Source organism: Saccharomonospora glauca K62, assembly GCF_000243395.2.
Taxonomy (GTDB): Bacteria; Actinomycetota; Actinomycetes; order Mycobacteriales; family Pseudonocardiaceae; genus Saccharomonospora; species Saccharomonospora glauca.
Genome location: NZ_CM001484.1, coordinates 791,805 through 816,496, shown reverse-complemented (window position 1 = coordinate 816,496; position 24,692 = coordinate 791,805). Strand labels below are relative to the sequence as shown.

The 24,692-nt window shown below is 68.4% G+C and carries 22 protein-coding genes, 1 tRNA gene and 1 other RNA gene; 9 read left to right on the top strand and 15 right to left on the bottom strand.

Annotated elements, in window-relative coordinates:
• Positions 1 to 154: 154 nt before the first annotated feature.
• Positions 155 to 527, bottom strand: a transfer-messenger RNA (tmRNA) gene (gene ssrA / locus SACGLDRAFT_RS21755).
• 201 nt (positions 528 to 728) lie between these two features.
• On the opposite strand from ssrA, the gene SACGLDRAFT_RS03940 reads away from it, so the two are divergent.
• The 4 genes from SACGLDRAFT_RS03940 (at position 729) to SACGLDRAFT_RS03925 (ending at position 4,636) form a co-directional block, all read left to right on the top strand.
• Positions 729 to 1,418, top strand: coding sequence for a sensor domain-containing protein (locus SACGLDRAFT_RS03940; protein ID WP_005461927.1), 690 nt, complete (start codon positions 729 to 731; stop codon positions 1,416 to 1,418).
• Between the two features lie 16 nt (positions 1,419 to 1,434).
• On the top strand, positions 1,435 to 2,583 hold the full coding sequence (locus SACGLDRAFT_RS03935) for a sensor histidine kinase (protein ID WP_005461925.1): 1,149 nt from the start codon (positions 1,435 to 1,437) through the stop codon (positions 2,581 to 2,583).
• Between the two features lie 28 nt (positions 2,584 to 2,611).
• Positions 2,612 to 3,253 (top strand): response regulator transcription factor, encoded by a 642-nt coding sequence (locus tag SACGLDRAFT_RS03930; protein WP_005461923.1) that lies wholly within the window; start codon positions 2,612 to 2,614, stop codon positions 3,251 to 3,253.
• 117 nt (positions 3,254 to 3,370) lie between these two features.
• The gene (locus tag SACGLDRAFT_RS03925) at positions 3,371 to 4,636 is read left to right on the top strand and encodes an acyltransferase family protein (protein ID WP_005461916.1); all 1,266 of its coding nucleotides are present in this window, start codon (positions 3,371 to 3,373) and stop codon (positions 4,634 to 4,636) included.
• Here SACGLDRAFT_RS03925 and SACGLDRAFT_RS03920 read toward each other — a convergent pair.
• The 8 genes from SACGLDRAFT_RS03920 to SACGLDRAFT_RS03885 all read right to left on the bottom strand — a co-directional run bounded on the left by SACGLDRAFT_RS03920 (position 4,599) and on the right by SACGLDRAFT_RS03885 (position 12,822).
• On the bottom strand, positions 4,599 to 5,546 hold the full coding sequence (locus tag SACGLDRAFT_RS03920) for an amidohydrolase family protein (RefSeq protein ID WP_005461915.1): 948 nt from the start codon (positions 5,544 to 5,546) through the stop codon (positions 4,599 to 4,601). The genes SACGLDRAFT_RS03925 and SACGLDRAFT_RS03920 overlap by 38 nt on opposite strands.
• Positions 5,543 to 6,025: an SsrA-binding protein SmpB gene (smpB, locus tag SACGLDRAFT_RS03915; protein WP_005461914.1), complete on the bottom strand. Its 483-nt coding sequence runs from the start codon at positions 6,023 to 6,025 to the stop codon at positions 5,543 to 5,545. The genes SACGLDRAFT_RS03920 and smpB overlap by 4 nt, the downstream gene beginning before the upstream one ends.
• Before the next feature lie 41 nt (positions 6,026 to 6,066).
• Complete coding sequence (ftsX, locus tag SACGLDRAFT_RS03910) at positions 6,067 to 6,966, bottom strand: permease-like cell division protein FtsX (RefSeq protein WP_005461910.1); 900 nt, start codon at positions 6,964 to 6,966, stop codon at positions 6,067 to 6,069.
• Positions 6,967 to 7,031: 65 nt separating this feature from the next.
• Positions 7,032 to 7,721 (bottom strand): cell division ATP-binding protein FtsE, encoded by a 690-nt coding sequence (ftsE, locus tag SACGLDRAFT_RS03905; protein WP_005461909.1) that lies wholly within the window; start codon positions 7,719 to 7,721, stop codon positions 7,032 to 7,034.
• Between the two features lie 64 nt (positions 7,722 to 7,785).
• The gene (prfB, locus tag SACGLDRAFT_RS03900; protein WP_005461908.1) at positions 7,786 to 8,892 is read right to left on the bottom strand and encodes a peptide chain release factor 2; all 1,107 of its coding nucleotides are present in this window, start codon (positions 8,890 to 8,892) and stop codon (positions 7,786 to 7,788) included.
• Between the two features lie 107 nt (positions 8,893 to 8,999).
• A complete protein-coding gene (locus SACGLDRAFT_RS03895; RefSeq protein WP_005461907.1) occupies positions 9,000 to 9,500 on the bottom strand; it encodes a PadR family transcriptional regulator in 501 nt (166 codons plus the stop codon).
• Positions 9,501 to 9,638: 138 nt separating this feature from the next.
• Positions 9,639 to 9,712: transfer RNA gene (locus tag SACGLDRAFT_RS03890), tRNA-Met, on the bottom strand.
• A 149-nt stretch (positions 9,713 to 9,861) separates the two neighbouring features.
• Positions 9,862 to 12,822 (bottom strand): UPF0182 family protein, encoded by a 2,961-nt coding sequence (locus SACGLDRAFT_RS03885; RefSeq protein WP_005461905.1) that lies wholly within the window; start codon positions 12,820 to 12,822, stop codon positions 9,862 to 9,864.
• A gap of 154 nt (positions 12,823 to 12,976) precedes the next feature.
• On the opposite strand from SACGLDRAFT_RS03885, the gene SACGLDRAFT_RS03880 reads away from it, so the two are divergent.
• Positions 12,977 to 13,555: a PPA1309 family protein gene (locus SACGLDRAFT_RS03880; RefSeq protein ID WP_005461904.1), complete on the top strand. Its 579-nt coding sequence runs from the start codon at positions 12,977 to 12,979 to the stop codon at positions 13,553 to 13,555.
• An 8-nt stretch (positions 13,556 to 13,563) separates the two neighbouring features.
• On the opposite strand, the gene SACGLDRAFT_RS03875 is transcribed toward SACGLDRAFT_RS03880, so the two are convergent.
• Complete coding sequence (locus SACGLDRAFT_RS03875) at positions 13,564 to 14,709, bottom strand: YlbL family protein (protein WP_005461902.1); 1,146 nt, start codon at positions 14,707 to 14,709, stop codon at positions 13,564 to 13,566.
• A gap of 90 nt (positions 14,710 to 14,799) precedes the next feature.
• Here SACGLDRAFT_RS03875 and SACGLDRAFT_RS03870 point away from each other — a divergent pair, with 90 nt between their 5' ends.
• Entirely contained in the window at positions 14,800 to 16,176 is a 1,377-nt protein-coding gene (locus tag SACGLDRAFT_RS03870; RefSeq protein WP_005461899.1) for a zinc-dependent metalloprotease, read from the top strand.
• Between the two features lie 43 nt (positions 16,177 to 16,219).
• Here the strand turns inward: SACGLDRAFT_RS03870 and SACGLDRAFT_RS03865 are convergent, their stop codons facing one another.
• Positions 16,220 to 16,738 carry a M48 metallopeptidase family protein gene (locus SACGLDRAFT_RS03865; RefSeq protein WP_040919562.1) on the bottom strand — a complete coding sequence of 173 codons (519 nt, stop codon included), beginning with the start codon at positions 16,736 to 16,738 and terminating at the stop codon, positions 16,220 to 16,222.
• A 216-nt stretch (positions 16,739 to 16,954) separates the two neighbouring features.
• On the opposite strand from SACGLDRAFT_RS03865, the gene SACGLDRAFT_RS03860 reads away from it, so the two are divergent.
• From SACGLDRAFT_RS03860 to SACGLDRAFT_RS03850, 3 genes are all read left to right on the top strand, one after another.
• Entirely contained in the window at positions 16,955 to 17,998 is a 1,044-nt protein-coding gene (locus SACGLDRAFT_RS03860; RefSeq protein ID WP_005461897.1) for a ThiF family adenylyltransferase, read from the top strand.
• Positions 17,999 to 18,060: 62 nt separating this feature from the next.
• A complete protein-coding gene (locus SACGLDRAFT_RS03855; RefSeq protein ID WP_005461896.1) occupies positions 18,061 to 19,407 on the top strand; it encodes an ABC1 kinase family protein in 1,347 nt (448 codons plus the stop codon).
• Between the two features lie 250 nt (positions 19,408 to 19,657).
• The gene (locus SACGLDRAFT_RS03850; protein ID WP_005461895.1) at positions 19,658 to 20,536 is read left to right on the top strand and encodes a hypothetical protein; all 879 of its coding nucleotides are present in this window, start codon (positions 19,658 to 19,660) and stop codon (positions 20,534 to 20,536) included.
• A 15-nt stretch (positions 20,537 to 20,551) separates the two neighbouring features.
• Here SACGLDRAFT_RS03850 and SACGLDRAFT_RS03845 read toward each other — a convergent pair whose 3' ends face one another.
• The 4 genes from SACGLDRAFT_RS03845 to SACGLDRAFT_RS03830 all read right to left on the bottom strand — a co-directional run bounded on the left by SACGLDRAFT_RS03845 (position 20,552) and on the right by SACGLDRAFT_RS03830 (position 24,692).
• A complete protein-coding gene (locus tag SACGLDRAFT_RS03845; protein WP_005461894.1) occupies positions 20,552 to 21,427 on the bottom strand; it encodes a class I SAM-dependent methyltransferase in 876 nt (291 codons plus the stop codon).
• Positions 21,428 to 21,750: 323 nt separating this feature from the next.
• Positions 21,751 to 22,143 (bottom strand): WhiB family transcriptional regulator, encoded by a 393-nt coding sequence (locus tag SACGLDRAFT_RS03840; protein ID WP_005461893.1) that lies wholly within the window; start codon positions 22,141 to 22,143, stop codon positions 21,751 to 21,753.
• A 127-nt stretch (positions 22,144 to 22,270) separates the two neighbouring features.
• The gene (locus SACGLDRAFT_RS03835) at positions 22,271 to 22,522 is read right to left on the bottom strand and encodes a hypothetical protein (protein WP_005461892.1); all 252 of its coding nucleotides are present in this window, start codon (positions 22,520 to 22,522) and stop codon (positions 22,271 to 22,273) included.
• A gap of 277 nt (positions 22,523 to 22,799) precedes the next feature.
• Positions 22,800 to 24,692, bottom strand: coding sequence for an ATP-dependent helicase (locus SACGLDRAFT_RS03830; protein WP_005461891.1), 1,893 nt, complete (start codon positions 24,690 to 24,692; stop codon positions 22,800 to 22,802).

Below are 24,692 nucleotides of genomic sequence, written 5' to 3'. Positions count from 1 at the left end.
GCCGTGCCCCGAGAAGCCCAAACAGCGGCGTCGAGCCACGCGCGACCCGCTCGCTCATACGTTCGATTCGGAAGAGGAGACCCACGAAGAAGTGGGCGAGAAAACCTCGGACAGCACGAAGGCCACCCGCCTCGCGGGTGGCCTTCGTGTTCGGTCGTGGAGGTGCCGGGAATCGAACCCGGGTCCTCTGTCGCCTTTCCAGGGCTTCTCCGTGCGCAGTTCGCTGTGCCTCTACTCGACCCCACCGGTCACGCGAACGAGCCGGTGTGACGGGCCCAGCCACTGTTTGCTTCCCAACCGGTTCCCGTGGCCGGAACCGGCGGTGAGCCTCCTAGCTGATGCCGGCAAACCGGGCCGGAGGCGATCCCGGGCCGACAGACTTCGCGCTCGCTCAGGCGGCGAGGGCGAAGTCGCGCTGACTGTTCGTCTTGGCGCTTGTATTTAATGCGACGACGCTTGCGGTGGTCGTTGCCTGCACCGGCACGCTTCCCCTGGATCAACGTCCAGAGTCGAAACCGTTCACCCCCTAGCTTGTACCGTTCTCCTCCGAAGAACTGCGTCCAGGATAACGCGGGGCGCAACTCGATAATTCCCGTGGGCCGACACCAGCGGCACTCCCCGTGGTGGGGACAGCCCTACCTTCACAAGACCTGCGGCCCCCATGGCTTTCGAGACTCCCACCACCGATGCTGGGAGCCGACGTACGAAGCGAAAGGACACTTCCAGCCATGTCGACGGCACGGCCCCACGGCCGCGAACGCAGCCACCCCTCGGTCCTCGGCTCGCTCGTTTACCTGCTGCTGAACTTTCCCATCGGGGTCGCGGCCTTCGTGGTCCTGCTGCCACTGACCGTCGCCGGACTCGGCACGGCGATCGTGTGGATCGGCCTTCCCGTGCTCGCCGCCACAGTGCTGCTCACTCGGGGAGCCGCGAACGTGGAGCGCGCCCGCGCCTACGCCCTGCTCGGCACCTACATCCCGCCCGCCACCCGGCCGCTCCCGGAAGGCAACGCCCGACAGCGGTGGCGGACCCGACTCACCGACTCGGCCACGTGGCGTGAGTACGGGTACCTGTTCCTGCTGTTCCCCCTGGGCGTCGTGGAACTGGTGCTGATGGTCGCGAGCTGGGGCATCTCCCTGGCCCTGCTCACGCTGCCCGTCTACTACCGGTTCCTGCCGGGTGGCGTCTGGCGCTTCCCCTCCACCGAGCCCTCGCTGAGTTGGGTGACGGTGGACTCCGTCGGGTCGGCCCTGCCGTGGTCGGCACTCGGGTTGTTGCTGCTCGTGTGCACGGCGCTGTTGACCCGTGGGCTGGGGACCGCGCACGGCCGCCTCGCCGGGACGATGCTGGGCCCGACATCCACTCGGATGCGGGAATTCGACGAAGCCGGAACGGCCCTGTCCCCGGCTCGCTCGTGACCCGGAGAATGCGCGCATGCCGGACAAGGCGACGACGGACTCCGTGAGCGTGCCGAGACGACCGCGGACGTGGCGAACCATCCTCTTCATGATCGCGAGCTTCCCGCTGCGGCTCGCGCAGTTCGTGTTGATCGTCTGCGGTGCGCTGCTCGGGATCGCCACCGTCGTGATCTGGATCGGCATCCCGATCCAGATGGCGACCCTCTGGCTCGTGCGCGCCTTCGGTGATCTGGAGCGGTCCTGGGCGCGGTGGGCCCTGGGGGTGAACGTTCCCACCGCGGAACGGGCGCGGGGCGACGGCGGTTGGGGCCGACTCTGGTTGGCCCGCGCGACCGACCCGACGACGTGGCGGGACCTCGCGTACCTGATGCTCGCCTTCCCCATCGGGGTCGTCGAGTTCCTCGTCGGTCTGGTCGCCGTCCCGCTCGTCCCGGTGGCACTGTGGGTCGTCCCGACGCTCGGTTGGCTGCACGCCCACCTCGCGGCCGCTCTGCTGGGTCCCCCCAAGGCACGGAGAGCGGAGGCGCGGGCCCAGCGGCTCCAGGCCTCACGGGCACGCGGCGTGGACGCGGCGGAGGCCGAACGGCGCCGCATCGAACGCGACCTCCACGACGGCGCGCAACAGCGGCTGGTCTCGGTGGCCATGACGTTGGGCCGCGCGAAGAACCGTCTCGCCGGCGGAACGCAGGCCGACGCCGAGCTTCGGGAACTCATCGACGAGGCCCACGCCGACGCGAAACTCGCCGTGTCGGAACTGCGGGATCTCGCACGGGGCATCTATCCCGCCGTGCTGGCCGATCGGGGCCTCGACGCAGCACTGTCCGCCCAAGCGGCCAAGTCGCCGATCCCCGTCGACGTCACGGTGGACGTGGCGCCCCGACCTCCCGCGGCGGTGGAGACCACGGCCTACTTCATCGTGGGGGAATCGCTCACCAACATCGCCAAACACTCCGGAGCCGACCACGCCTCCGTCAGGGTGTGGCGCGACGGCGACATGGTCACCGTGGAGGTGACCGACAACGGCAAGGGCGGAGCTCGGCTCCGACCGAACGGTGGCCTGGCGGGGCTTGCCGACCGAGCTGCCACCATAGACGGCACGGTTTCCGTCGTCAGCCCACCCGGCGGCCCCACCGTCGTTCGAGCGGACCTGCCGTGCACGTGGTGAGCTGTCCTGACACCTCTGGGGAGTGCACATGCGCGTGGTCATCGCGGAGGACGCCGTTCTGCTGCGGGAAGGGCTGCAGCGGCTGTTGGCCGACGACGACGTCGAGACGGTGGCCGCCGTCGACAACGGCGACGACCTGATCGAGGCGGTTCAGCGGCATCGTCCGGACCTCGCGATCGTGGACGTACGGATGCCGCCGACGTTCACCGACGAAGGACTGCGGGCGGCGCTGCGGGCCCGACAGCTCGTACCACGTCTGCCGGTGCTGGTGCTGTCGCAGTACGTCGAGGAGACGTACGCGGTGGAACTGCTGTCGGGTGGGACGGGCGGCGTGGGCTACCTGTTGAAGGAACGGGTGGCCGACGTGGCCGAATTCCTGGACGCCGTGCGGCGCGTGGCATCCGGCGGTACGGCGATCGACCCCGAGGTGATCAGCCAGCTCATGGCAAGGGGCCGTCGCGATCCGTTGGAGTCGCTGACCCCACGGGAGTCGGAGGTGTTGGGCCTCATGGCGCAGGGACTCACGAACGGCGCCATCGCCGCACGACTCGTCGTGTCGCACGGAGCCGTGGAAAAACACATCGGCAACATCTTCGCCAAGCTCGGTCTCGAAGCCAGCGACACGGAGCACCGCCGGGTCCGCGCCGTGCTGACCTACCTGGGGCGCTGAGCCGCCCGACCCCGTGGTGTGTCCACTGTGGTTTCCCGAGCCGGTAGGGCCAGCCCTACCTCGGAAACACCAGCCCGCACCGCTGTTTTCCCTCGTCGGGCCCGCCAAGCTCGAACCATGACGCTGAGTGTCTCGAAACCGGTGCACGTGGTGCCCGATAGGGATCGCTTCCTCGACATCGTCCGCACACTGGCCATCGCGGCCGTGGTCGTCCAGCACTGGACCATGCCGGTGCTCGACTACGCCGACGGCGAACTCGTCGCGACCAACGCGTTCACCACTCCCGGATGGTGGGTGGTGACCTGGCTGTCGCAGGTCATGCCCCTGGTGTTCTTCACCGGTGGAGCCGCCAATCACGTGTCCCTGGCCCGTGCCGACACGGCCCGGTCGTGGTTGTCGAGGCGCCTGAGCAGACTCCTGTTCCCACTGCTGCCGTTGCTGGCCGTGTGGCTGATCGTCCCCCCGACGCTGCGGTTGTTCGGCGCTCCCGAGCAACCTGTGGCGCTGGCGGGCTCGATCGCGGCGCAACTGTTGTGGTTCCTCGGCGTCTACCTGATCACCGTGCTCGCCACGCCGCTGCTCGTCACCGCCCACCGGCGTTGGCGCTGGGCGGTCCCGGCGGTCCTCACGGCCCTGGCCGCCGTGGTGGACGTCGCTCGCTTCGACGGCATCCCCTACCTCGGCTACGCCAACGCGGTCTTCGTCTGGTTCGCCGTGCACCAGCTCGGATTCTTCTACGCCGACGGAACCCTCCGGCGCCTGTCCCATCGCGCCGCCCTGACCGCCTCGGCGGCCGGGTTCGGTACGACCGCGCTCCTGGTGGCCTTCGGCCCCTACACGGAGAGCATGATCGGACTGCCCGGCGCGCCGATGTCCAACATGAGTCCTCCCGCTCTCGTGCTGGTGTTTCTCGCCGTCGGCCAGATCGGGCTCGTTCTCGCCGCCCGAGACCTTTTGACGGCGTGGGCCGCCCGCCCCGTGATCGCCCCGGCCCTCGGCTGGCTCGGCCCCCGGTTCATGAGTGTGTACCTGTGGCACATGCCCGCGCTGATCGTGCTCACCGGAGTGACGGTGCTCTGGTTCGGCTACGCGACACCGGTTCCGGGCACGATCACGTGGTTCACCACGATCCCCGGCTGGCTGCTGGCGGCCGGCGCCATCCTCACCATGCTGCTGCGGGTGTTCGGTCGGTTCGAGACCCACGTGCCCAACTCGGCGCCCGTCTCCACACCTCGGCTCTGCGCCGCGGCTCTCCTCGCCGCCACCGGCACGCTGGCCTTGGCCGCGACGGGCTTCTCCGCGACGCCGTGGCCGTGGATCGCCCTGGTCGTCGGCGCTTACGCCCTCACGCGTGTCGGGCCCCGGACGCCCGTAGCGGCCTGAGCAACCGCGACGGCGTGTCGTGCAGGACCGCGCGCAAAAACGACCGTCCCAGTCCGGGGTGCGACTCCGCCCACCCCGCCACGGCACGCAACTGGGTGGCGTAGGAGTACGGGATGTTCGGAAAGTCGGTGCCCAGCACCACGCGGTCGGCGACGTCGGCCAGTCGGCTCGGCCAGTCGTCGGGCATCGGCATGAACTCCTCGGTGAACGGCACGCCGACCATCGTGGTGTCCAGGTAGACGTTCGGGTACCGCTGCGCCAACGCCAGCGCGGCGTCGTACTCCGGCATGCCCGAGTGCGCGAGCACCGTCACCAACCGCGGGTGCCGGACCAGCACCTGTTCGAAGACCTCGATCCCGGTGTAGGCGCCTCGCAGGGGCCCGTGCCCGCAGTGCACCACGACGGGCACCCCGGCATCCGCGATCAGTCCCCACGCGCGGTCGAGCGTCGTGTCGCGGGGATCGTAGTCGCCCACCTGCACGTGGGCCTTGAAACAGCGCACCCCCGCGGCCAGCGCCTCCCCCACGTAGTCCACCACGGAGGGCTCGGGGAACAACGTCGCCGTGGGCACGGCCTCCGGAACGTCGGCGGCGAACTCCCGCGCCCACGCGTTGAGCCACTCGGCCATGTCCGGCTTGTGCGGATACACCAACGGCGCGAACGTCCGCACCCCGAGCGATCGGAGCACCGCCAGCCGTTCGGTCTGCGGCAGCCGGTAGTACACCGGCCACCGCATGCCGTAGTGCTCCTCGGCGTTGTCGAAGTACGCCCATACCTTGCGCAGCACGCGCTCCGGCAGGAAGTGCACGTGGACGTCCACGAGTCCCGGCAGCCCGAGCCCGCGAACCCAGCCCGCTACTTCCTCATCGGTACGCGGGCCGGGCTCGTCCCGGTCGGCGGCGAGGCTCAACGCCGATACTTGCCCTTCGCGGCGCGTCCCATCGCGCGGGCCATCTCGCGTTGCGCGTCACGCTTGGCGATGGCCTGACGCTTGTCGTGCACCTTCCGTCCCCGTGCGAGGGCCAGCTCGACCTTGACCTTGCCGTCCTTGAAGTACAGCGACAGCGGCACGAGGCTGAGACCGGACTCCTTCGTCTTGCCGATCAGCTTCTCGATCTCCCTGCGGTGCAACAGGAGCTTGCGCGTCCGCCGCGGCTCGTGGTTGGTCCAGGTACCGTGCGAGTACTCGGGAATGTGCAGGCCCCGCAGGAACACCTCGCCGTCGTCCACCGTCGCGAACGAGTCGGCCAGCGACGCCTTACCCGCGCGCAAGCTCTTGACCTCCGTGCCCACGAGCGCCACCCCGGCCTCGTAGGTGTCGATGATCGTGTAGTCGTGCCGGGCACGCCGGTTCGACGTGATCACCTTCTGACCGACTTCTTTCGCCATACCTCGACTGTATCTTTCCGGGACCGTTCGATCCGCCTAATTTAGTGCCGCACGTACAGGCGCAGTGTCGTGTATCCGGTAATGGCGGAGATCAGTATCGACGTGCCGAGCAGAATGGGCGCCACCGGGAAGAGGATCTCCACCAACTCGATCTGGGGAATGACCGAGCCCGTCGCCCCGATGATCGAGTCGAGCACCAGGTACTTCAACGCGATCAGCCCACCGGTACCGATGATCGCGCCCAGCACACCCGCGACCACGGCCTCCAGCAGGAACGGCAACTGGGTGTACCACCGAGTGGCTCCCACCAGTCGCATGATGCCGACCTCGGTGCGCCGGGTGAACGCCGACACCTGGATGGTGTTCGCGATCAGGAGCACGGCGGCGAGCGCGGCGATCAACGCGATGATGAACGTCCCGTTGCGCCCGGCGTTGAGAATGCCGAAGAACCGTTCGAGGAACCTGTTCTGGTCGTCGATCTGGTAGACGCCCTCCATGCCGGTGTACTCCTGCACCAGCACGTCGCTGCGCTCGGGGTTGACGAGCTTCACGTGCAGCGACGACGGCAGCGACTCCGGGCGCGCCAGCTCGACGAGCTCCGGCTGTCCCCGGAAGATCTCCTGGAAGCGCTTGTACGCCTCGTCCCGGTTCTCGTACACCACCGACTCGACGGCGGGGTTCGTCTCCAACGACTGCCTCAGCGTGGTGCACGTCGACGAGGAGCACGTGGAGTCGGTCGAACTGATCTCGTCGTTCAGGTAGATGGTCACCTGGACGTCGTCGAGATAGTTCGCCTTCATCTTGTCGATCGTGCGAACGAACAGCAGACCACCGCCGAACATCCCGAGCGAGATGGCCGTGGTGAGGATCATCGCGATGGTCATCGTGACGTTCCGGCGCAGACCGGTGATGACCTCGCTGAAGACGAAGCTGACACGCATCGGTAGGGGGTTTCCTTGGGTCGGGGGAAGGGGGAAGTGGGTGGTTCGGGGAGAAACCGGGGTGATCAGCGACCGACGCCGTACACGCCGCGGCGGTCGTCACGAATCACGCGCCCTTGGTCCAACTGGACGACCCGCCGGCGCATGGAGTCGACGATCGAGTGGTCGTGGGTGGCCATGAGCACCGTCGTTCCGGTGCGGTTGATGCGCTCCAGCAGGAGCATGATGTCCTGGCTCGTGTCGGGGTCCAGGTTTCCCGTGGGCTCGTCGGCGAGCAGGACCAACGGACGGTTGACGAAGGCGCGCGCGATCGCCACCCTCTGCTGCTCACCACCGGACAGCTCGTGGGGCATCCGGTCCGACTTGCCTTCGAGACCGACCAGCTCCAGGACCTCGGGGACGACCTTGTCGATGGTCTTCTTCGGCTTGCCGATCACTTCCAGGGCGAACGCGACGTTCTCCGCCACGGTCTTGTTGGTCAGCAGGCGGAAGTCCTGGAACACGCAGCCGATCGTCTGCCGCAACCGGGGGACCTTGCGGCGAGGCAGTTTGGCCACGTCGAAGTTCGACACCATCACCCGGCCTTTGGTGGGCACTTCCTCCCGCAGCAGAAGCCGCAGGAACGTCGACTTCCCCGAGCCCGAGGGGCCGATGAGGAAGACGAACTCACCCTTGTCTACGTCGACCGAGACGTCCGCGAGAGCGGGACGCGAAGAGGTCTTGTAAACCTTGGAGACACTCTCAAGCCGGATCACGGTCGGCCATCCTACAGTCGGAGCCAGTTAAGCCTCGGTTGACCACTGCCTCCGCACGCGGGCCTTACGCCACCTCGCTCTGCTTCTTCCGCCATCGGATACCGGCGTCGAGGAAACCGTCGAGTTCGCCGTCGAGCACGGCCGAGGGGTTGCCCACCTCGTAGTCGGTACGCAGGTCCTTGACCAGCTGATACGGGTGCAGGACGTACGAGCGCATCTGGTTGCCCCAGCTCGAACCGCTGTCACGCAGCGCGTCGAGTTCCTTGCGCTCCTCTTCCTTCTTGCGCTGGAGCAGCTTGGCCTGGAGCACCTTCATCGCCGAGGCCTTGTTCTGCAGCTGCGACTTCTCGTTCTGGCACGACACCACGATGCCCGTGGGCAGGTGGGTGATGCGCACGGCCGAGTCGGTGGTGTTCACGCTCTGTCCACCCGGCCCCGACGAACGGTAGACGTCGACGCGGATGTCCTTCTCGGGGATCTCGACGTGGTCCACCTCTTCGACCTCGGGAAGCACCTCGACGTGCGCGAAGGAGGTCTGGCGTCGGCTCTGGTTGTCGAACGGCGAGATCCGGACGAGGCGGTGAGTACCTTGCTCGACCGAGAGCGTCCCGTAGAGGTAGGGCCCGCTGACCTTGAAGGTGGCCGAGCGGATGCCCGCCTCCTCCGCGTAGGAGATGTCGTACACCTCGGTCGGGTAGTTGTGCCGCTCCGCCCACCGCAGGTACATACGCAGAAGCATCTCCGCCCAGTCGGCCGCGTCCACACCGCCGGCCTCGGAACGGATGGTGACGACGGCGTTGCGCTCGTCGTACTCGCCGGAGAGCAGAGTGCGGACCTCGAGGGCGTCGACCTCACGGCTGACCTCGGCGAGCTCCGCCTCGGCCTCGGACCGGCTGGCCGCGTCACCCTCGGCCTCGGCCAGCTCGTGCAACACGGCGAGGTCGTCCACCCGCTGCCGGAGCTCGGTGAGACGCCGCAGGGACGCCTGCTTGTGGGAAAGCTGGCTGGTCACCTTCTGCGCGGCTTCTGGATCGTTCCAGAGATCCGGGCGAGCGGCTTCCTCCTCCAGCTCGGCGACCTCCTTGCGGAGAGAATCCAGATCCATCACGGCTTCGATCTGGGACAGCTTGCCGCCGATTTCCTTCAGCGCGGCTTCGAAGTCGGCACTCACGAAACACAAGGTTACGGCAAATCGAGCGACCGCTTCCCAGGCGGTCGCCCCGACTCGCCGTCTTCGTCGTTCTCGTTCGTTCTCGCCGACTCCCGCCGCCCGGCCGGTCAGGCCGACGACACCGTGTCCAGCAGCTTCAACGCGGCCCTGGCGTGCGCCTGACCGAACTCGGCGACGGCCTTCTCCACCGGGTCGACGGCGGCCTTCACCGCGGCCCTGGCGGCGTCCAGCTCGGCCTTGTAGGTCTCGCGAGCCGTCTCGAAGAGGTTGGCTCGCTGCTTCGGCGTGAGCACCCCCGAATTGACCACCCTGAGAATGAGCGGACTCCGCAGGTGGTCGGGCGAGGAAGCGCTCGTCAGCCACGCCTTGAAGGCCTTCTTCCCGGCGGCCGTGAGGACGTACTGCTGACTGGAACGGGGCCCCTGCTTCCCCAGCCGCACGTAACCCTCTTTGTGCAGCGCGGGGAGCTCCCGGTAGACCTGGCTCCTCGTGACGCTGAAGAACGTGCCGAATCGTTCCTCAGCCGCCGCGACGAGTTCGCCACCGGTAGCGGGACCGTCGTGGAGCAAACCAAGCAGTGCTGCGGCAGTTGCGTTCAAATCGGACACGCTTCTACCGTGCCATGAAAATCGAGTTCTGTCCACAGTGGTCAAGGATGCGTCCACAATGGAACTCGTGGTTCACCCTGTGCACCGGGGTGAACACAAAGAAGGCCCGGATCATGGTGATCCGGGCCTTCTTCCTCGTAGCGGGGACAGGATTCGAACCTGCGACCTCTGGGTTATGAGCCCAGCGAGCTACCGAGCTGCTCCACCCCGCGTCGTTGTGATTACTACTTTAGCACATCCCTCTCCCCCTTGTCTCAGGGGGGTCGGGGTATGTCCGCCGTAGCTTTCACCCCTTCGGTGACACCCACTTTACGTCAGGGTTACCGCCCGACGCAAAGTGGGTGTCCCCGAGATCACAGCCTCAGTTACCCGAACCGGTGAGCTTCTCGTACCGCGCGGCCGCCTCGTCCAACTCCTTCAGCGCCTCGCCCTGAGCCGCGAAGTCCCCGGAGCGCTGAGCGGCCTTCAGTTTCTCCAGCGCCGCCTGGATGTCGGCAACGGCCTGGTCGATCTCCGTGCCACCGGAATCGCCGCTCGGAGGCGGCGGCGTCGCCTGGTCGTCGTTGCCCGAGGTCGGCGGTGGCTGCTCCTGCCCGTCGGTGTCGCCACTGTCCGTTCCATTCTGGTCGGCCGGGCCGGTCGCGGCCTCACCCGTTCCTTCGCCGAACACCTCGTCCAGCGCCTCGTTGAGCGTCGAGGCGACACCGATCCGGCCGCCGTACGACACCAGCACCCGAGCCAGCTGCGGATAGCTCTGCGCGTTGCGTTGCTGGATGTAGACGGGCTCGACGTAGAGGAACCCGCCCGCGACGGGCAGCGTCAACAGGTTTCCGTAGATGATGTCGACACTCTGGTTGCCGAGCAGGGTCCGGTCCTGGGTGAACTTCGGATTGCTCTGGAAGGCGTTCTGGACCTGCACCGGCCCCTCAAGCTGCTGACCACCGCCGGTGGGCAGCTTGAGCACCGTCATCTTGCCGTAGTCCTCCGGATCGGACGACACCGTCACCCACGCCGCGAGGTACTGCCGCGCCAGCGGCGTCAACGCGCTCGTGATCTGGAACGTCGGCTTGTCCTGCCCCGGAGCCTGCGCGTAGATGTAGTACGGCGGCTGGTTGGCCGTGTCGGAGTTCGGGTCGAGGCCGCCCTCCTGGGTCGGGTCCTGGGGCACGTTCCAGAACGTCTGGGTGGAGTAGAACTCCTGCGCGCTGTTGACGTGGTACTTCGTCAGCAGCTCACGCTGCACCTTGAAGATGTCCTCCGGGTAGCGGAAGTGGGCCCGCAGTTCGTCGGAGATCTCCGACTGCGGCTTGACCAGGCCGGGGAACGTCTTCATCCACGTCTTCAGCACCGGATCGTTCTCGTCCATCTCGTACAACGTCACGGTGCCGTCGAACGCGTCGACGGTGGCCTTGACGGAGTTGCGGATGTAGTTGATCCGGTTGTCCTGCTGCCGAGCCACCCCGGTGAGGGAGTCCTCGGTGGCCCCTCCCAACGAGGTCCGCTGGGAGTACGGGTAGTTGTTCAGCGTGGTGTAACCGTCGACGATCCACTGGATACGCCCGTCGACCACCGCCGGGTAGGGGTCGCCGTCCACCGTCAGCCACGGGGCGACCTTCTCCACCCGTTCCCGCGGGTCGCGGTGGTACATGATCTTGGCGCCGTCGCTGATCTGGTCGGAGAACAGGATGTTGCGTTCCCCGTACTGCGCGGCGAAGACCAGTCGGTTGAACAGGTTGTCGATCGGGACGCCGCCCTTGCCCTTGTAGAGGTAGCCCCGGTCGGTGGCGGTGTCGTACTCACCCGGCGCCTGTCCCGGCGTCCCGCCCACGATCGCGTAGTCCGTGGCCAGCTCGCCGTAGTAGATACGGGGTTCGTCGACCCGGATGCCCGCGCCCTCGGGGTTCTGCGTGTCACTCGTCCGGGCGAGCGGGTAACCACCGTCGCTGTTGGCGTCCTCCAGGGCGCGGTCGATCGTGTTGGCCGGCGCCGCCACGAAGCCGTTACCGTGGGTGTACACCAGGTGCCGGTTGATCCACGTCTGCTGGTTCTCGGCGAGACCGTTGGTGTTGATCTCCTTCGCCGCGACGATGTACGCCTGTTCCTCGCCGTCGACCGTGTAGCGGTCGACGTCCAGCTTCTCGGGGAAGCCGTAGAAGTTCTCGCGACCGACCCGCTGCGTGAAGGTGGAGCTCAGCACGTTCGGGTCGAGAAGCCGGATGTTCGGGATCGTGCCCGCGTCCGCCCGGATCTCCTCGGGGGACGCGTTCGTGTTGCCCGTGTAGTCCTCCCTGATCTCGACGGTCTGCGAGTCGAGCTGGTAGGCGAACTTGGTGGCCGCCATGTTGTACTCGATCGACTCGGCTTCCTTCTCGTTCGCGTTCGGGCGAACGGAGAACTGTTCCAGCACCGCGGGCCAGGCGACGCCCAGGATCAGACCCGACAGCAGCAACAGCACCAGCGAGATGGCGGGGAGCTGGATGTTCCGCAGGAACGCGCCCGCGAAGAACGCGATGGCGCAGAGCACGGAGATGCACAGCAGGATCAGCTTGGCCGGCATGGCCGCGTGCAGGTCGGTGTAGGCGGCCCCCGTGAAGAGGTCGTTGCGGCCGGACAACAACAGCTCGTATCGGTCGAAGAAGTACTCGAGCGCCTTGAACAGCACGAACACGCCGACCAGCACGAGCAGGTGCACCTTGGCCGGCGAGGAGATCTGACCGCCCCGTCCCGCCAGCCGGATGCCACCGAACAGGTAGTGGGTCACGACGGCGCCGAAGAAGGAGATGATCAGCGCCACGAAGATCCAGCCGAGCAGCCAGCCGTAGAACGGCAGGTCGAACGTGAAGAAGCTGGCGTCCTTGCCGAACACCGGGTCGGTACGACCGAACTCGGTGCCGTTCAGCCACATCTGCACGACTTCCCAACTGCCCTGACCGCTGGCCCCCGCGATGAGGCCCGCGATCACCGGGATGCCGATGCCGAACAGCTTCGTCCGGGCCACGATCAGCGAGCGATACCGCGCGAGCGGGTCGTCGGTGCTCGACACGGGAACGAACACCGGACGGGTGCGGTACGCGAGCCACAGGCTCAACCCGAGCAGACCGCCCACCAGCACGCCCGTCGCGAAGAACAGCGCCACCCGAGTCAGCAGTATCGTCGTGAAGACACCGCGTGCCTCGACCTCGCCGTACCACAGCCAGTCCACGTACGTGTCCAGCAAACGGGCACCGAGCAGGAGCAGAAGAACGAGGACGGCCGCGATGATGAGCAACACGCGGGCGCGCCGAGAAAGTTTCGGCAAGCTGGCTGGAGGCCGGGTGGCCACTACGCACACTCCCGTGGTCAAGGCTGTCGTTGTCAGGGCGCCGACCTACAAAGCGTCCCTGGTTACCTAACTGTACGGATGGCTACCCGAGTTCCCGAAGCCCCCCAAATCGGGCGCCGCGCAGGTCGGGCCCGCCGCCTGTCAGGATGGCGTCATGACGGAGAACGAGAACCGGGCAGGACCCGGAAGGGTAGCCGCGTTGGCCCGCGAGGTCGAGGAGTTCGTCGCGAGTGGCGGCTGGGACCAACAGCCTCAGCTGTTCGCACTGGTGCCGACGACGGATCTGCTCCGTCAACAACCCGAACTCGCCACCCACCTCGATCAGGACAGCGAGTTCACCCCGGTCGCCCAGGACTCACTGCCCGAAGGCGACCTCGCGGAGGCCCTCGGCCGCATCGCCTGGCCCGACGCGGTCCACGGCTGCGCCCTGGCCCAGGAGATCATCGTGCTTCCCCCGGACGCCGAGCAGGAGCTGCCCGACCTGACCGACGAAGCCGACGGCGACGTCAGCGAGCAGGATCTGGAACGCCTGCGGCAAGCCGCGGCCAACCACCCGCGCCGTACCGAGGCCCGGCTCGTGGCCGCCGTCCTCCGCGACGGCTCCGCCTCCTGCGTCATGCGGCTGCGCGGGATAGCCCCCGGCGACGACTCCGACCCGGTCGACGAGGTGGTCGAAAGCGCCGACCTCGCACCGAACCTGGTGGAGGCGCTGCGGGCCACACTCCAGCCGTGAACCCCTCGTCAACCCTCGCAGGTCGGCACCGGACGCCCGGCCGCCAGTGACTCCAACGCGCTGACCGCCTCGTCGAGCGTTCCCACCCGGAGGAGCTGGAGGCCGTCCGGTGCGGCGGCCACGGCCTCGCCGCAGTTGTCCTCGGGCACGAGGAAGGCCGTGGCACCGGCTTCGTGGGCGGCGACGAGCTTGAACGAGATCCCGCCGATGGGGCCGACGTTGCCCTTCGCGTCGATGGTTCCGGTCCCGGCGACGTGCTTGCCCCCGGTCAGCTGGCCCGGAGTCAACTCGTCCACGATCGCCAACGCGAACATCAGTCCGGCCGACGGTCCGCCGACGTCCTCCAACGCGATCTCCACGTCGAAGGACGTCTCGGTGCTGTCCGCGGGTTGGATGCCGAGGAAACCGTGGGACCCCTCCGGGTGCCGCGCCAGGGTCACCGACTCCGTCCGTTCCTCCTCACCCCGCTGGAACGTCACGGCCACCGTCTGGCCCGGACGAGTGCCGCCGAGGACCTCGCGCACCGCGTCGGAGTCGGACACCTTCCTGCCGTCCACCGCCACGAGCCGGTCGCCGGGTTCGAGAACGCCCGCGGCGGGGCTGTCCTCCACGATCTGGTCGACCACGGCCACCACCGGATAGCCGAGCTTGCGCAACGCCGCCACCTCGGCGTTGCTCTGCGAGTCCTGGAACTGCCGCAGGTTCTCCCTGCGCACCTCCTCCTCCGACTGTCCCGGCCGGAAGTACTCCTCCCTCGGCGCGAGGGCGTAGCGGCCGCTGAGCCACATGCCGAGCGCGCCGAACAACGTCATGTTGTCGTTGAGCGCCACGGTGGTCATGCGGAGCTCACCACTGGTGGGATAGGTCCGCTCGCCGTTGACCTCGACGACCGCGGTGCCGTCCACCTCCCCGAGGGTGTCGTACGTCGGCCCCGGACCGAGCGCCACGTAGGGCACGCGGACGAACGCACCCAACATCGCGAACGTGAGCACGAGTACGGCGCTGGCCACCATCGTCCAGCCGCGTCTGCTCAACCGCCGACCGTCGCGGCCCCTCCCCGAGGGCCACCGCGCCTCCTCGTTGTCACTGAGTGTGCCGACGGAACGCCCGGCGGGTTGCTCGGTCGCTGCTGCCTTGTCCGGGGACTCACTCACGCGACCAGCCTACGGACCGTGTCGCGCGTGTTCGCCGTGGGCGTCACGGTCCGTTCTACGGACGTCCCCCGAGCCGCGTACGGTGGTGTTATGAGCAACCCACCGTTCGGCTTCGGACTCCCCGATCCCGACAAAGGCCGCGACAACGAATCGTCGGGCGGGCAATCCGGCTCGGGCGCCGACGCCTTCCAGCAGCTGGGACAGATGCTCAGCCAGCTCGGACAGATGCTCAGCCAGGCCGGCAGCTCTTCGGGGCCGGTGAACTACGACCTGGCCAAACAGATCGCCCTGCAACGCCTGGGCTCCGAGGGGCAGTTGGGTTTCGCGGCGGGCGACCGGACGGGCGAGGCGGCCGTACGCGACTCGGCCCACCTCGCGGAACTCTGGCTGGACGAGGCCACGATCCTGCCCGCCGGAGCCACCGTCACCGCGACGTGGACGGCGCGGGACTGGATCGACAAGACGCTTCCCACCTGGCAGCGGTTGTGCGACCCGGTGGCGAAGCAGATGTCGAACGCGTGGATGCAGGCCCTTCCCGAGGAGGCCAAGCGAGCGGCCGGTCCGCTGCTGTCGATGGTCGGTCAGATGGGCGGCATGGCGTTCGGCTCCCAGCTCGGCAACGCGCTGGCGGGGCTCGCGTCCGAGGTCCTCACGTCCACGGACGTCGGGTTACCGCTCGGTCCCGAGACCACGTCGGCCCTGCTGCCCAAGAACATCGACAAGTTCACCGAGGGGCTGGAGCGTCCGAAGAGCGAGGTGCTCGTGTTCCTCGCCGCACGGGAAGCCGCGCACCAGCGGCTCTTCGCCCACGTCCCGTGGCTGCGGCAGCGCCTGCTGGCAACGGTCGAGGAATTCGCCTCGGGGATCACGGTGGACACCAGCGCGCTGGAGCAGCTTGCCGGGCGTGTCGATCCCACCAACCCGGCCAGCATCGAGGAGGTCATGTCCTCCGGCCTCCTGGAACCCCGGAGGACGCCCGAACAGCAGGCGGCGCTCGGCAGGCTGGAGACCTTGCTCGCGCTCGTGGAGGGCTGGGTCGACGTCGTCGTGGCGGACGCCGTCGGGGAACGACTTCCCGGTGCCGAGGCGCTGCGCGAGACCCTGCGTCGACGCCGCGCCACGGGCGGCCCCGCCGAGCAGACGTTCGCGACTCTCGTGGGGCTCGAACTACGTCCTCGCCGGATGCGCGCCGCGTCCGCACTGTGGAAGCTCGTGGGTGACCGTCACGGAATGCAGGCTCGCGACACCCTGTGGAGCCACCCCGATCTCATGCCCACCGCCGACGATCTCGACGATCCGATCGGTTTCGCCGAGCGGCTCGGCGACAACGGCGCCCTCGACGACGGCATCGACCCTCTCGCGGAGTTGGAGCGGGCCGAGCGCGCCCGCCGGGATGAGGCCGAGCGGGGAGAAGCCGAACCTTCCGACGACGGCGACGAGAACGGCGACAAGAACGACGAGGAGTGAGGCGCCGCCGGATTCACGTCGGCGACGCCTCCGAGCATCCCGGTCAGTCGGGGCTGGACGAGCCGGCGAGCCGCTCGGCCGCCGAGAGCCCTTCGAGGTACCCGATGGCGCGCTCGGTCTTCGGGTACCGCCTGACCAGGTTCCAGAACGTGCGATTGTGCTCGGCCACCCGTAGGTGCGCCAGCTCGTGCACGAGGACGTAGTCGAGCACCCACGACGGCACGTCCCTGAGTCGTTCGCTGACCCGGATGGTGCGATCGGCCGGCGTGCACGAGGCCCACCGCGTACGCATGGGCGGAACCCACCGCACGCTCGCGGGTTGCGCCGTGCCGTCCAGGTAACGACGGGAAAGCTGCGTACACCGCAGGAGGAGGGCCTCGTCGGAGGCGCGCGCCGGGCTGGCGCGGCGGCTCTCCGCGCGTTGCAGCTTGCGCTGCATCTCGGCCACCCAGTGTTTCTCCTCCGCCTTCGTCATGGTGGCAGGGATCAGTACGACGAGCGTGTCACCGTCCCGGTACGCGGTGACCGTCCGGCGGCGTCGGGGGCTCCTCCGGACTTCCACTTTCTCTTTCTTGCCAGCGGCGTCCCGCTGTGTGCTGTTCCGATTCCTGAGGGAGGGAAACCGTGCGTCGGCCACGGGAACAAAGGTAAGGCCAAGCACCGACATCGTCGGCGATCACGGAGCCGGATCACCCCGAGTTGTCCACACGCGTGTCACCCTGTGGACAACTCCGTCACAGGGTGTGCGGGATTCCCGGATCACGGCCACAGTGAGCGCATGACCGGATCACCGCCGCAGGTCGCCTCCCGCGTTCCGCTGCCGAGGCGGCCGCGCCTGCGCGCCGGGCTGCCCGTGGTGGAGCGCCGTGAGGGCGAACTCCAGATCGGTCTCGACCCGCGCCACGGCGTCATCGCCACCGATCTCCCGCCCGTCCTGGTGGACGTCCTCCGCGGCTTGGACGGACGACGCAGCACCGACACGCTCCTGTCGCTGGTGCGGGACGAGCACGCTGACCGCCTCCGAGCCATGCTGTGCGGACTGGCCGAACGCGGCCTTGTCGAGGACGCGGAACCTTCCGCCGGTTCTCCGGGGACGCCTCTGAGCCCGTCGGGCATCGCCGTCGGTCACACCGCCCACGCGATCGGTGTTCACGGCGGTGGTCGCCTGGCGGCCGCCGTCACCACGCTGCTGGCCGGAGCCGGTGTGGCCAGGCTGTGCCTCGCCGCCGACGGCGTCGTGTCCGACACCGACGTCGGGGCCGGCTTTCGCGACGAGGACGTGGGCCGGCCTCGCGCGGCCGCGCTCGCCGATCTCGCGAGACGGCGCGGTCCGGAGGTGCGGGTCACGCGGTTGCGCCCCGGGGTCACGCCCACCGACCTCGTCGTCCTGACCGACGCGGTGGTGCCCGCCCCGGAGGTGGTGACCGACCTGATGTCGTGGGGCATCCCCCACCTGGTGGCGCGGGTCAGGGACGGCGTCGGCATCGTCGGCCCGCTGGTCGTGCCCGGTCGAAGTAGCTGCCTGAGATGCGCCGACCTGCATCGCACCGGACGCGACTCCTGCTGGCCCCGCATCGCGGGGCAGCTCGCCGGGCGGTACCAGGAGGCGGACCTCACGACCGTGTACGGCACCGCCGCGCTGGCGGTGGGCCAGGCTCTGCGAGCGCTGCGAGCCACGCCGCCCGCACTCACCGTCGAACCCCCGCCGACGTGGAACGCGACGCTGGAGTTCGACTGCGTCACGGGCGTCGTCACCAAGCGGGAGTGGCCCCCGCACCCCCACTGTCCCTGCGGCGCCCCGCAGCAGCGGGCACACCACTGAATTTCCCTTTCACACATCAAAATCAGTGCGGAAGCGGTGATCGGGGAGGCAGAATCGCTGTCGTGACGGACTCCCGCGACTCCCGCGACGATCAAGCGGACGCCCCCCTGCCTCGCCGGACGATGGCGAGAACGGCAAAGCTGGCGAGCCTGCCTCTCGGCATAGCGGGCCGGGCTGTCGGTGGCTGGGGTCGGCGTCTCGCCGGTCAGAGCGCCGAGGAGATCAACGCCACCCTCTCGGCCAAGGCCGCTGAACAGCTCTTCGAGGTGCTCGGCACGCTCAAGGGCGGTGCCATGAAGTTCGGTCAGGCACTCAGCGTGTTCGAAGCCGCCGTGCCGGAGGAGTTCGCCGCCCCGTACCGCGACGCGTTGACCCGGCTCCAGGCGGCCGCGCCTCCGATGCCGGCCCGCCAGACCCACCGAGTGCTCGCCGAACAGCTCGGCCGGTCATGGATCAAACGGTTCGCCGAGTTCGACGACGAACCCGCCGCGGCGGCGAGCATCGGCCAGGTACACCGAGCTGTCTGGCACGACGGCAGGGAAGTCGCCGTGAAGGTTCAGTATCCGGGCGCGGACGAGGCGCTGCGCAGCGACCTCAGGCAACTCCAGCGGTTCAGCAGGCTCTTCCAGGCACTCCTGCCGGGCACGGAGGTCAAGCCGCTGCTGGCGGAGCTCGCCGAGCGCATGGACGAGGAACTCGACTACCGAGGTGAGGCCGACTACCAGCGCCGCTTCGCGAAGGCGTTCCACAACGACGAGAACGTGTTCGTCCCCAAGGTGGTCGCGAGTGCTCCGAAGGTGATCGTGTCGGAGTGGGTCACGGGAATCCCGTACTCACGCGTCATCGCGGACGGCACGGTCGAGCAACGCAACAGGGCGGGCCGGTTGCTGGCCGAGTTCCACTACTCCTCCCCCGCCAGGGCGCGGCTGTTGCACTCCGATCCCCATCCCGGCAATTTCATGCTGCTCGACGACGGGCGGCTCTGCGTGATCGACTTCGGGGCCGTCGCGAACCTGCCGGACGGCGCGCCGCGCGCTCTCGGCGTGATGATGCGGCTGGCCCTCGAAGGGCGGTCGCGGGATCTCTTCGAGGTGCTGCGGGCCGAGGGGTTCGTGCGACCGGAGGTGGGGCTCGACGCCGACGACGTCTACGCCTGGCTGCTCCCGCTCGTCGCCCCGTTGACCGACGAGAGTTTCCACTTCACGCGGCAGTGGGCGCAGAAACAGGCGATGCGCATGGGCGACACGAAGAACAAGGACTTCCACATCGGCCGTTCGCTCAACTTGCCGCCTCAGTGGTTGCTGATCCACCGCGTCACGGCGGGAGCGATCGGCATCCTGTGCCAGTTGGACGCCGAATTGCCCGTGCGCTCGATCGTCGAACGGTGGCAACCCGGATTCGCCGACTGACGAGGCCCCGCCGCGAACTCGCGGTTGTCCACAGAAACCCGTCCGAAGCCCCGAGCGGCACCGTTCGTCCACGGTGGTTGTCCACATCGCGTACTGAGTGGCGCCATGCCCCGAGAGTGCGGTGCAGGCTCGGGCCATGGCGACAACGACTCGTACGACACGATCCGCGACCTCCACTTCCACACCTACGCTGGCCTCGGTGTTCTCGGCCGTACGTTCCCCAGTTCCCGCGCAGGACGGTCGGGCGCGCGTGCTCTCCGTGGCGCAGCTCCGCTCCCTCGGCGTGCCGCCGAGCACGATCACGAAACGATGCAGGCCGGGCGGGCCGTGGCGACGGCTCGCTCCCGGTGTCGTCCTGCTCGGCACCGGCGAGCCGACCCGACACCAGTTGCTCCAGGCCGCCGTCGCCTACCTGGGCCCCGAGAGCGTGATCACGGGCATCGACGCCCTGCGCGCCTACGGGGTCCGGCTGCCCCCACCGACGGCCGTCGGGGCGCTCGTGGCGGCACATCGCCGCCTCACCCCGCCCGCGTTCGTGACCGTCGAACGCACCGCACGACTGCCCGCTCCCGTTACCCTCGAAGGGGTGCCCTACGCCCCACCGGCGCGAGCGGCCCTCGACGCGGCCCGCCGGGAAACCGACCTCGACCTCATTCGGCGGTTGTTGACGCTTCCCGTGCAGGAAGGACTCTGCGACCTGCGGGAGCTCCGTGACGAGCTCGAAACGGGCAACCAGCGTGGGTCCGCGGCCGTTCGAGCGCAGCTTCGCACCCTGACGCGCACCGACCAGTCCGACCTGCGCAGAACCGCGCGGCAGGTGATACGACACTGCCCGCTTCCCCCACCGCGGTGGGACACCACCGTCTTCACCCGCGACCGCCGTCGCCTCGGCAGTGTGGACGCGTGGTGGGACGAGGTCGGCCTGGCCTGGTCCATAGCCCCCGTGGACGTCGGGAGCGAACGCGACCGTCTCGCCCTCACCGCCGCGGGAGTGGTACTGGTCCGCACCACACCGTCGCTGGTTCGGCACCACGCCGAGTTCGTCATCGCCGAGTTGGTGCGTGGTTTTCGCCGGGCGGCGGGACGCCCCCGCCCCCACGTGGTGTCCGAAGCCCGTGTCGCCGCGTGATCGACGATGAGGACGTCAGGACGGCCGCCGCGCCGTGTGGACGGTGCGGGCGTAGAGCACGAACACGTCGTCGCGCGCACCGACGTAGTGCGGCCCCTCGGGGTCGAGCAGCGCGGTCAGGGTCTCCCGGTCGCTCGGGTCGACTCGGTCGCCCACCGTCTCGGCAAGCCAGGTGAACCGCTCCACTACGTAGCGGCGAGTGCTCTCTCCCAGAGGAGCGGGATGCTCGACGAGGTAGCTAAACGCCGTGGCTTCCTCGAGTCCGGCCCGGACCAGTGCCGTGGTCCAGCCGTAGGGCATGGCGACCCCGCCCTCGATGTTCGCGCGCAGCTCGCCGAACCAGGCGTCCCGCGCCGCGTTGAGCCGGGCCTCCAGACCGGGCCGTCCCAGCCCCAGGTCCCACGGAACGAACGTCTGGCCCGTACCACCTTCGGCGAGTGCCAACAGCCCGCCGGGAGCAAGCAAACGCGCGAGTGTCGTCACTCCCGCTTGCTGGTCCGGCAGGTGATGCACCATGGCCGACGCCCAGACGAGGTCGGCTCGCGGTATCCGCGCCACCGACGAGTCGTCGGCGAGGTCCGCGACCACCGTGCTCACCGAGACGGTGTCTCCCCCGGCGGCCGTGGCCGCCTCCCGTGCCACCGCGAGGAGCGCGTCACTGGCGTCGACCAGCACCAACCGGCCTCCACCGTTTTCACGCAGCACCGACGCGAGCGCGACGCTCATTCCTCCGGTTCCGCATCCCGCGTCCACGACGACCGCTCCCGGCGGCAACGTTCCGGCGAGCTTGCGGGCGACGCCGTGCACAGCGTCCCGTTCGAGCATGTCGAGCCGGCGCATCGCACTCAGCTTGGCCGACCAGTCGATGTTGTCGGGCGTCACGGCGGCCACGGCGGAACTCTCCTTCCAAGATCACGAAAGTGGGGACGGCGGAGTATTCCACCGTCCCCACCTCGTTCCCTAATGGTTTTGCCGCTTTCGAAGCCGGGCTCGGCCGATCAAGCGTGCCCATCGCCGAGATTTCCCGGCGGATCGGGCCGCACGTCGTTCGGTAGCCGATTGCAGCATGTCCCGTATTCGTTCTCTGGCGAGTTCTTCATGCATCAACATGGCGGTGTACTCCTTGTTGCTCGAAGTGGGGGAATCGACGAGTGGGGCGATGCGGTGAGCCACGTCTCGCCGAACTACCTGCCGATCGCGGAGGAGTGTGGTGGTCATGCCGCGCTCCGTTCTCCGGTCCGCTGCCTCGCCGAGGAGTCGGAGGGCGTCACCGGGTGCTTGCGAGGGCGGCCACGCGGCCGCTTCCGCGCCACCACGACACCCCTTTCGAAGATCTCGCCGCCCCACACACCCCAGGGCTCACGCCGCGCGAGCGCTCCAGCCAGGCAGGATTCCTTGACGGGGCAGTCGCCGCACAGGTACTTCGCCTGTTCCAGGTCCGCCGGGGCCTCGGCGAACCACAGGTCCGCATCCCCCACGCGGCACGGTAGGTCGGTCTCCTGCGCGGTGACGGAATCGAGCAGGTCGGCCACACCCGTCGTCCCGGCGGTGTCGGTCGATAACTTCTCCGACGCCTTCTCTGACGCGAAGGCGATCGCCGATGACATTCGTTCTCTCCCTCGTGTTGTTGTGCGCTACTTGATCCAGCCGATACCCGGACCGAAACAGCACGAAGGCCGCGGATCCGGGGTACGGTTCCGCGGCCTTCGTGAGCCTGTTCCACTGACACCTAGGTCAGGTGGCACTCTCCTGTGGGCACAACGGAACCCAGAACTGCTTCGGCAGAACGGCGGTCATACGACGGAATGCCGCATCGACGGCCGCGACACTGTCGACAGCAACGAGAACGGAGACAGCGTTGACTTTCGCTGTCGCCCGGCTCTGCTGCGCATCCCGCGGCACCAGGACGTGACGACGTCCTCGAACGACGTCGACCATCCGGGACAGCGGCGTGCCGGCAATGCCGTTCCTGCAGTTGAGCGTCATCGCTGGCACCTCCTCTCGCTGTCCCGCGATCCACCGCTTGCGACGGCGGTCAAGATCGCACAGTATCCACCCAGTGCTTGCAGGTTATTGCCCCGCGCCCGGCACGGCAACTTATTTTTCGACGAACTTCCCGAGCTTCCGAAAAACCCTTCCGACCAGGGTTTTTAGGCCGGTTCCCACCTGCGGTCGGGGGCGTCGGCGGGACCGGCCGGGAAAATCTCACCGACGAACCGTTCCCTCGTGGTCACTCCGCCGCCGACGGACGTCGGAACGCCGTTCAGTCGATGTCGGGAGGACAATCGGCACAGCGTCCGATCTTGATTTCCAACGTGGTCCCGAGGGGACGACCGCAGGCACCGCACACCGCTCGTTCCCTCGTGCGGCGTCGCGACGAACGGCGAACGCGCGGAGCGGGCTCGTCCTCGGGAGCGAGTCCGTGGAGAAACCGGCTGCGCCCACGGTGCGGACGGCCACCGGGCAGCCGGGAGAGGGACCAACTGAGCGCGAGGTGTTCCCTGGCGCGAGTCACGCCCACGTAGAACAGCCTGCGTTCCTCCTCGATCGCGTCCTCCGTGGTGGCGTGTTGAATCGGCACGGTGCCCTCGGCGAGACCGACGAGGAAGACGGCATCCCATTCGAGTCCCTTTGCCGCGTGGAGCGACGCGAGTGTCACACCGTCCACTGCGGGAGGATGCTGCGCGGCGGCACGCTGGTCGAGTTCGGCAACGTAACGTGCCAGGGTCGGCTGTTCCCCCTCGGACACCGCCGCGAACTCCGCCGCGAAGTCCTGCGCGAGTTCGTACAGGGCCTGCAGCCCGCTCCACCGTTCGCGCGCCGCTCCCCCGACTGGCTGCCGAGGCCCCCAACCGAGCGGGGCCAGGACCCGCCCCACCGCGGTGGGCAGATCCGCCGTCCCGACTTCGGGCTCCGAGGCCGAGGCGGCACGCAGGGCGGTCATCGCCTTCCGGACTTCGGGGCGGGAGAAGAAGCGTTCGCCTCCCCGAACCTGGTAAGGCACCCCGGCATCGGCGAGCGCTCGTTCGTAGGTCTCGGACTGCGCGTTGACCCGGAACAACACAGCGATTTCCCCGGCCGGAACGCCCTCGGCCATGAGTTCCCGGACTCGCTGGGCCACCGCGGCGGCCTCGGCGGGCTCGTCGTCGTACTCGGAGAACGTCGGTCGTGGCCCGTCGGGGCGCTGACCCACCAGCCGCAACCGCGCGCCCGCGGGACGCCCCCGTGCCCCGCTGATGACCCGGTTGGCCAGTTCCACCACCTGCGGCGTGGAACGGTAGTCCCGTTCGAGCCGGACCACGGTGGCATTCGGATACCGCCGGGTGAACTCCAGCAGGGGACGCGGCGACGCTCCGCCGAAGGAGTAGATCGTCTGGTTGGCGTCGCCGACCACCGTCACGTCGTCGCGTCCACCGAGCCAGGCGTCGAGCAACCGCTGCTGAGCGGGCGTGATGTCCTGGTATTCGTCCACCACGAAGCAGCGGTAACGCTCCCGGAACTCCCGCGCCACCTCGGGGTACTCCTCCAGGGCCGCCGTGGTGTGCAGCAGGAGGTCGTCGAAGTCGAGCAGTCGCCGGTCGTTTTTGAGCCGCTCGTAGGTGTAGTAGACATCCGCGACCTGCTCGACCGGGTACCCGATGTCGCGACGACGCTCCTTGGCCACGGCCGGGTAGTCGTCGGGGCCCACGAGGCACGCCTTGGCCCATTCGATCTCACCCGCGAGATCCCGCAGGACCTCCGTCTCCGTGGGCAGGGCCACCTTGTTGGCAGCATGTCCGACGAGGCGAAGCTTGTTGCCGTCGAGGAGCTCCCACTGCGCGTCGCCCACCACACGAGGCCAGAAGTACCGCAGTTGCCGGAGGGCCGCGGCGTGGAAGGTACGGGCCTGAGCACCCTCGACGCCGAGTTGCCGCAAGCGCGCCCGGAGTTCTCCCGCCGCGCGGGCCGTGAAGGTCACCGCGAGTACCTGCGTCGGGGCGACGTGTCCCTGTCGTACGAGGTAGGCGATACGACGAGTGATCGTGCGCGTCTTGCCCGTCCCGGCACCGGCGAGCACACACACCGGGCCGCGAGGAGCGCTCGCGGCCGCACGCTGTTCCGGATCGAGACCGTCGAGCGGGTCCTCCGGTCGAACCGGGCGTCGTGTGCTGACCAC

Coding starts and splice junctions, on each gene's coding strand:
- SACGLDRAFT_RS03940 (WP_005461927.1), top strand. CDS start 729: ATGTCGACGGCACGGCCCCACGGCCGCGAACGCAGCCACCCCTCGGTC.
- SACGLDRAFT_RS03935 (WP_005461925.1), top strand. CDS start 1,435: ATGCCGGACAAGGCGACGACGGACTCCGTGAGCGTGCCGAGACGACCG.
- SACGLDRAFT_RS03930 (WP_005461923.1), top strand. CDS start 2,612: ATGCGCGTGGTCATCGCGGAGGACGCCGTTCTGCTGCGGGAAGGGCTG.
- SACGLDRAFT_RS03925 (WP_005461916.1), top strand. CDS start 3,371: ATGACGCTGAGTGTCTCGAAACCGGTGCACGTGGTGCCCGATAGGGAT.
- smpB (WP_005461914.1), bottom strand. CDS start 6,025: ATGGCGAAAGAAGTCGGTCAGAAGGTGATCACGTCGAACCGGCGTGCC.
- ftsX (WP_005461910.1), bottom strand. CDS start 6,966: ATGCGTGTCAGCTTCGTCTTCAGCGAGGTCATCACCGGTCTGCGCCGG.
- SACGLDRAFT_RS03880 (WP_005461904.1), top strand. CDS start 12,977: ATGACGGAGAACGAGAACCGGGCAGGACCCGGAAGGGTAGCCGCGTTG.
- SACGLDRAFT_RS03870 (WP_005461899.1), top strand. CDS start 14,800: ATGAGCAACCCACCGTTCGGCTTCGGACTCCCCGATCCCGACAAAGGC.
- SACGLDRAFT_RS03860 (WP_005461897.1), top strand. CDS start 16,955: ATGACCGGATCACCGCCGCAGGTCGCCTCCCGCGTTCCGCTGCCGAGG.
- SACGLDRAFT_RS03840 (WP_005461893.1), bottom strand. CDS start 22,143: ATGTCATCGGCGATCGCCTTCGCGTCAGAGAAGGCGTCGGAGAAGTTA.
- SACGLDRAFT_RS03835 (WP_005461892.1), bottom strand. CDS start 22,522: ATGACGCTCAACTGCAGGAACGGCATTGCCGGCACGCCGCTGTCCCGG.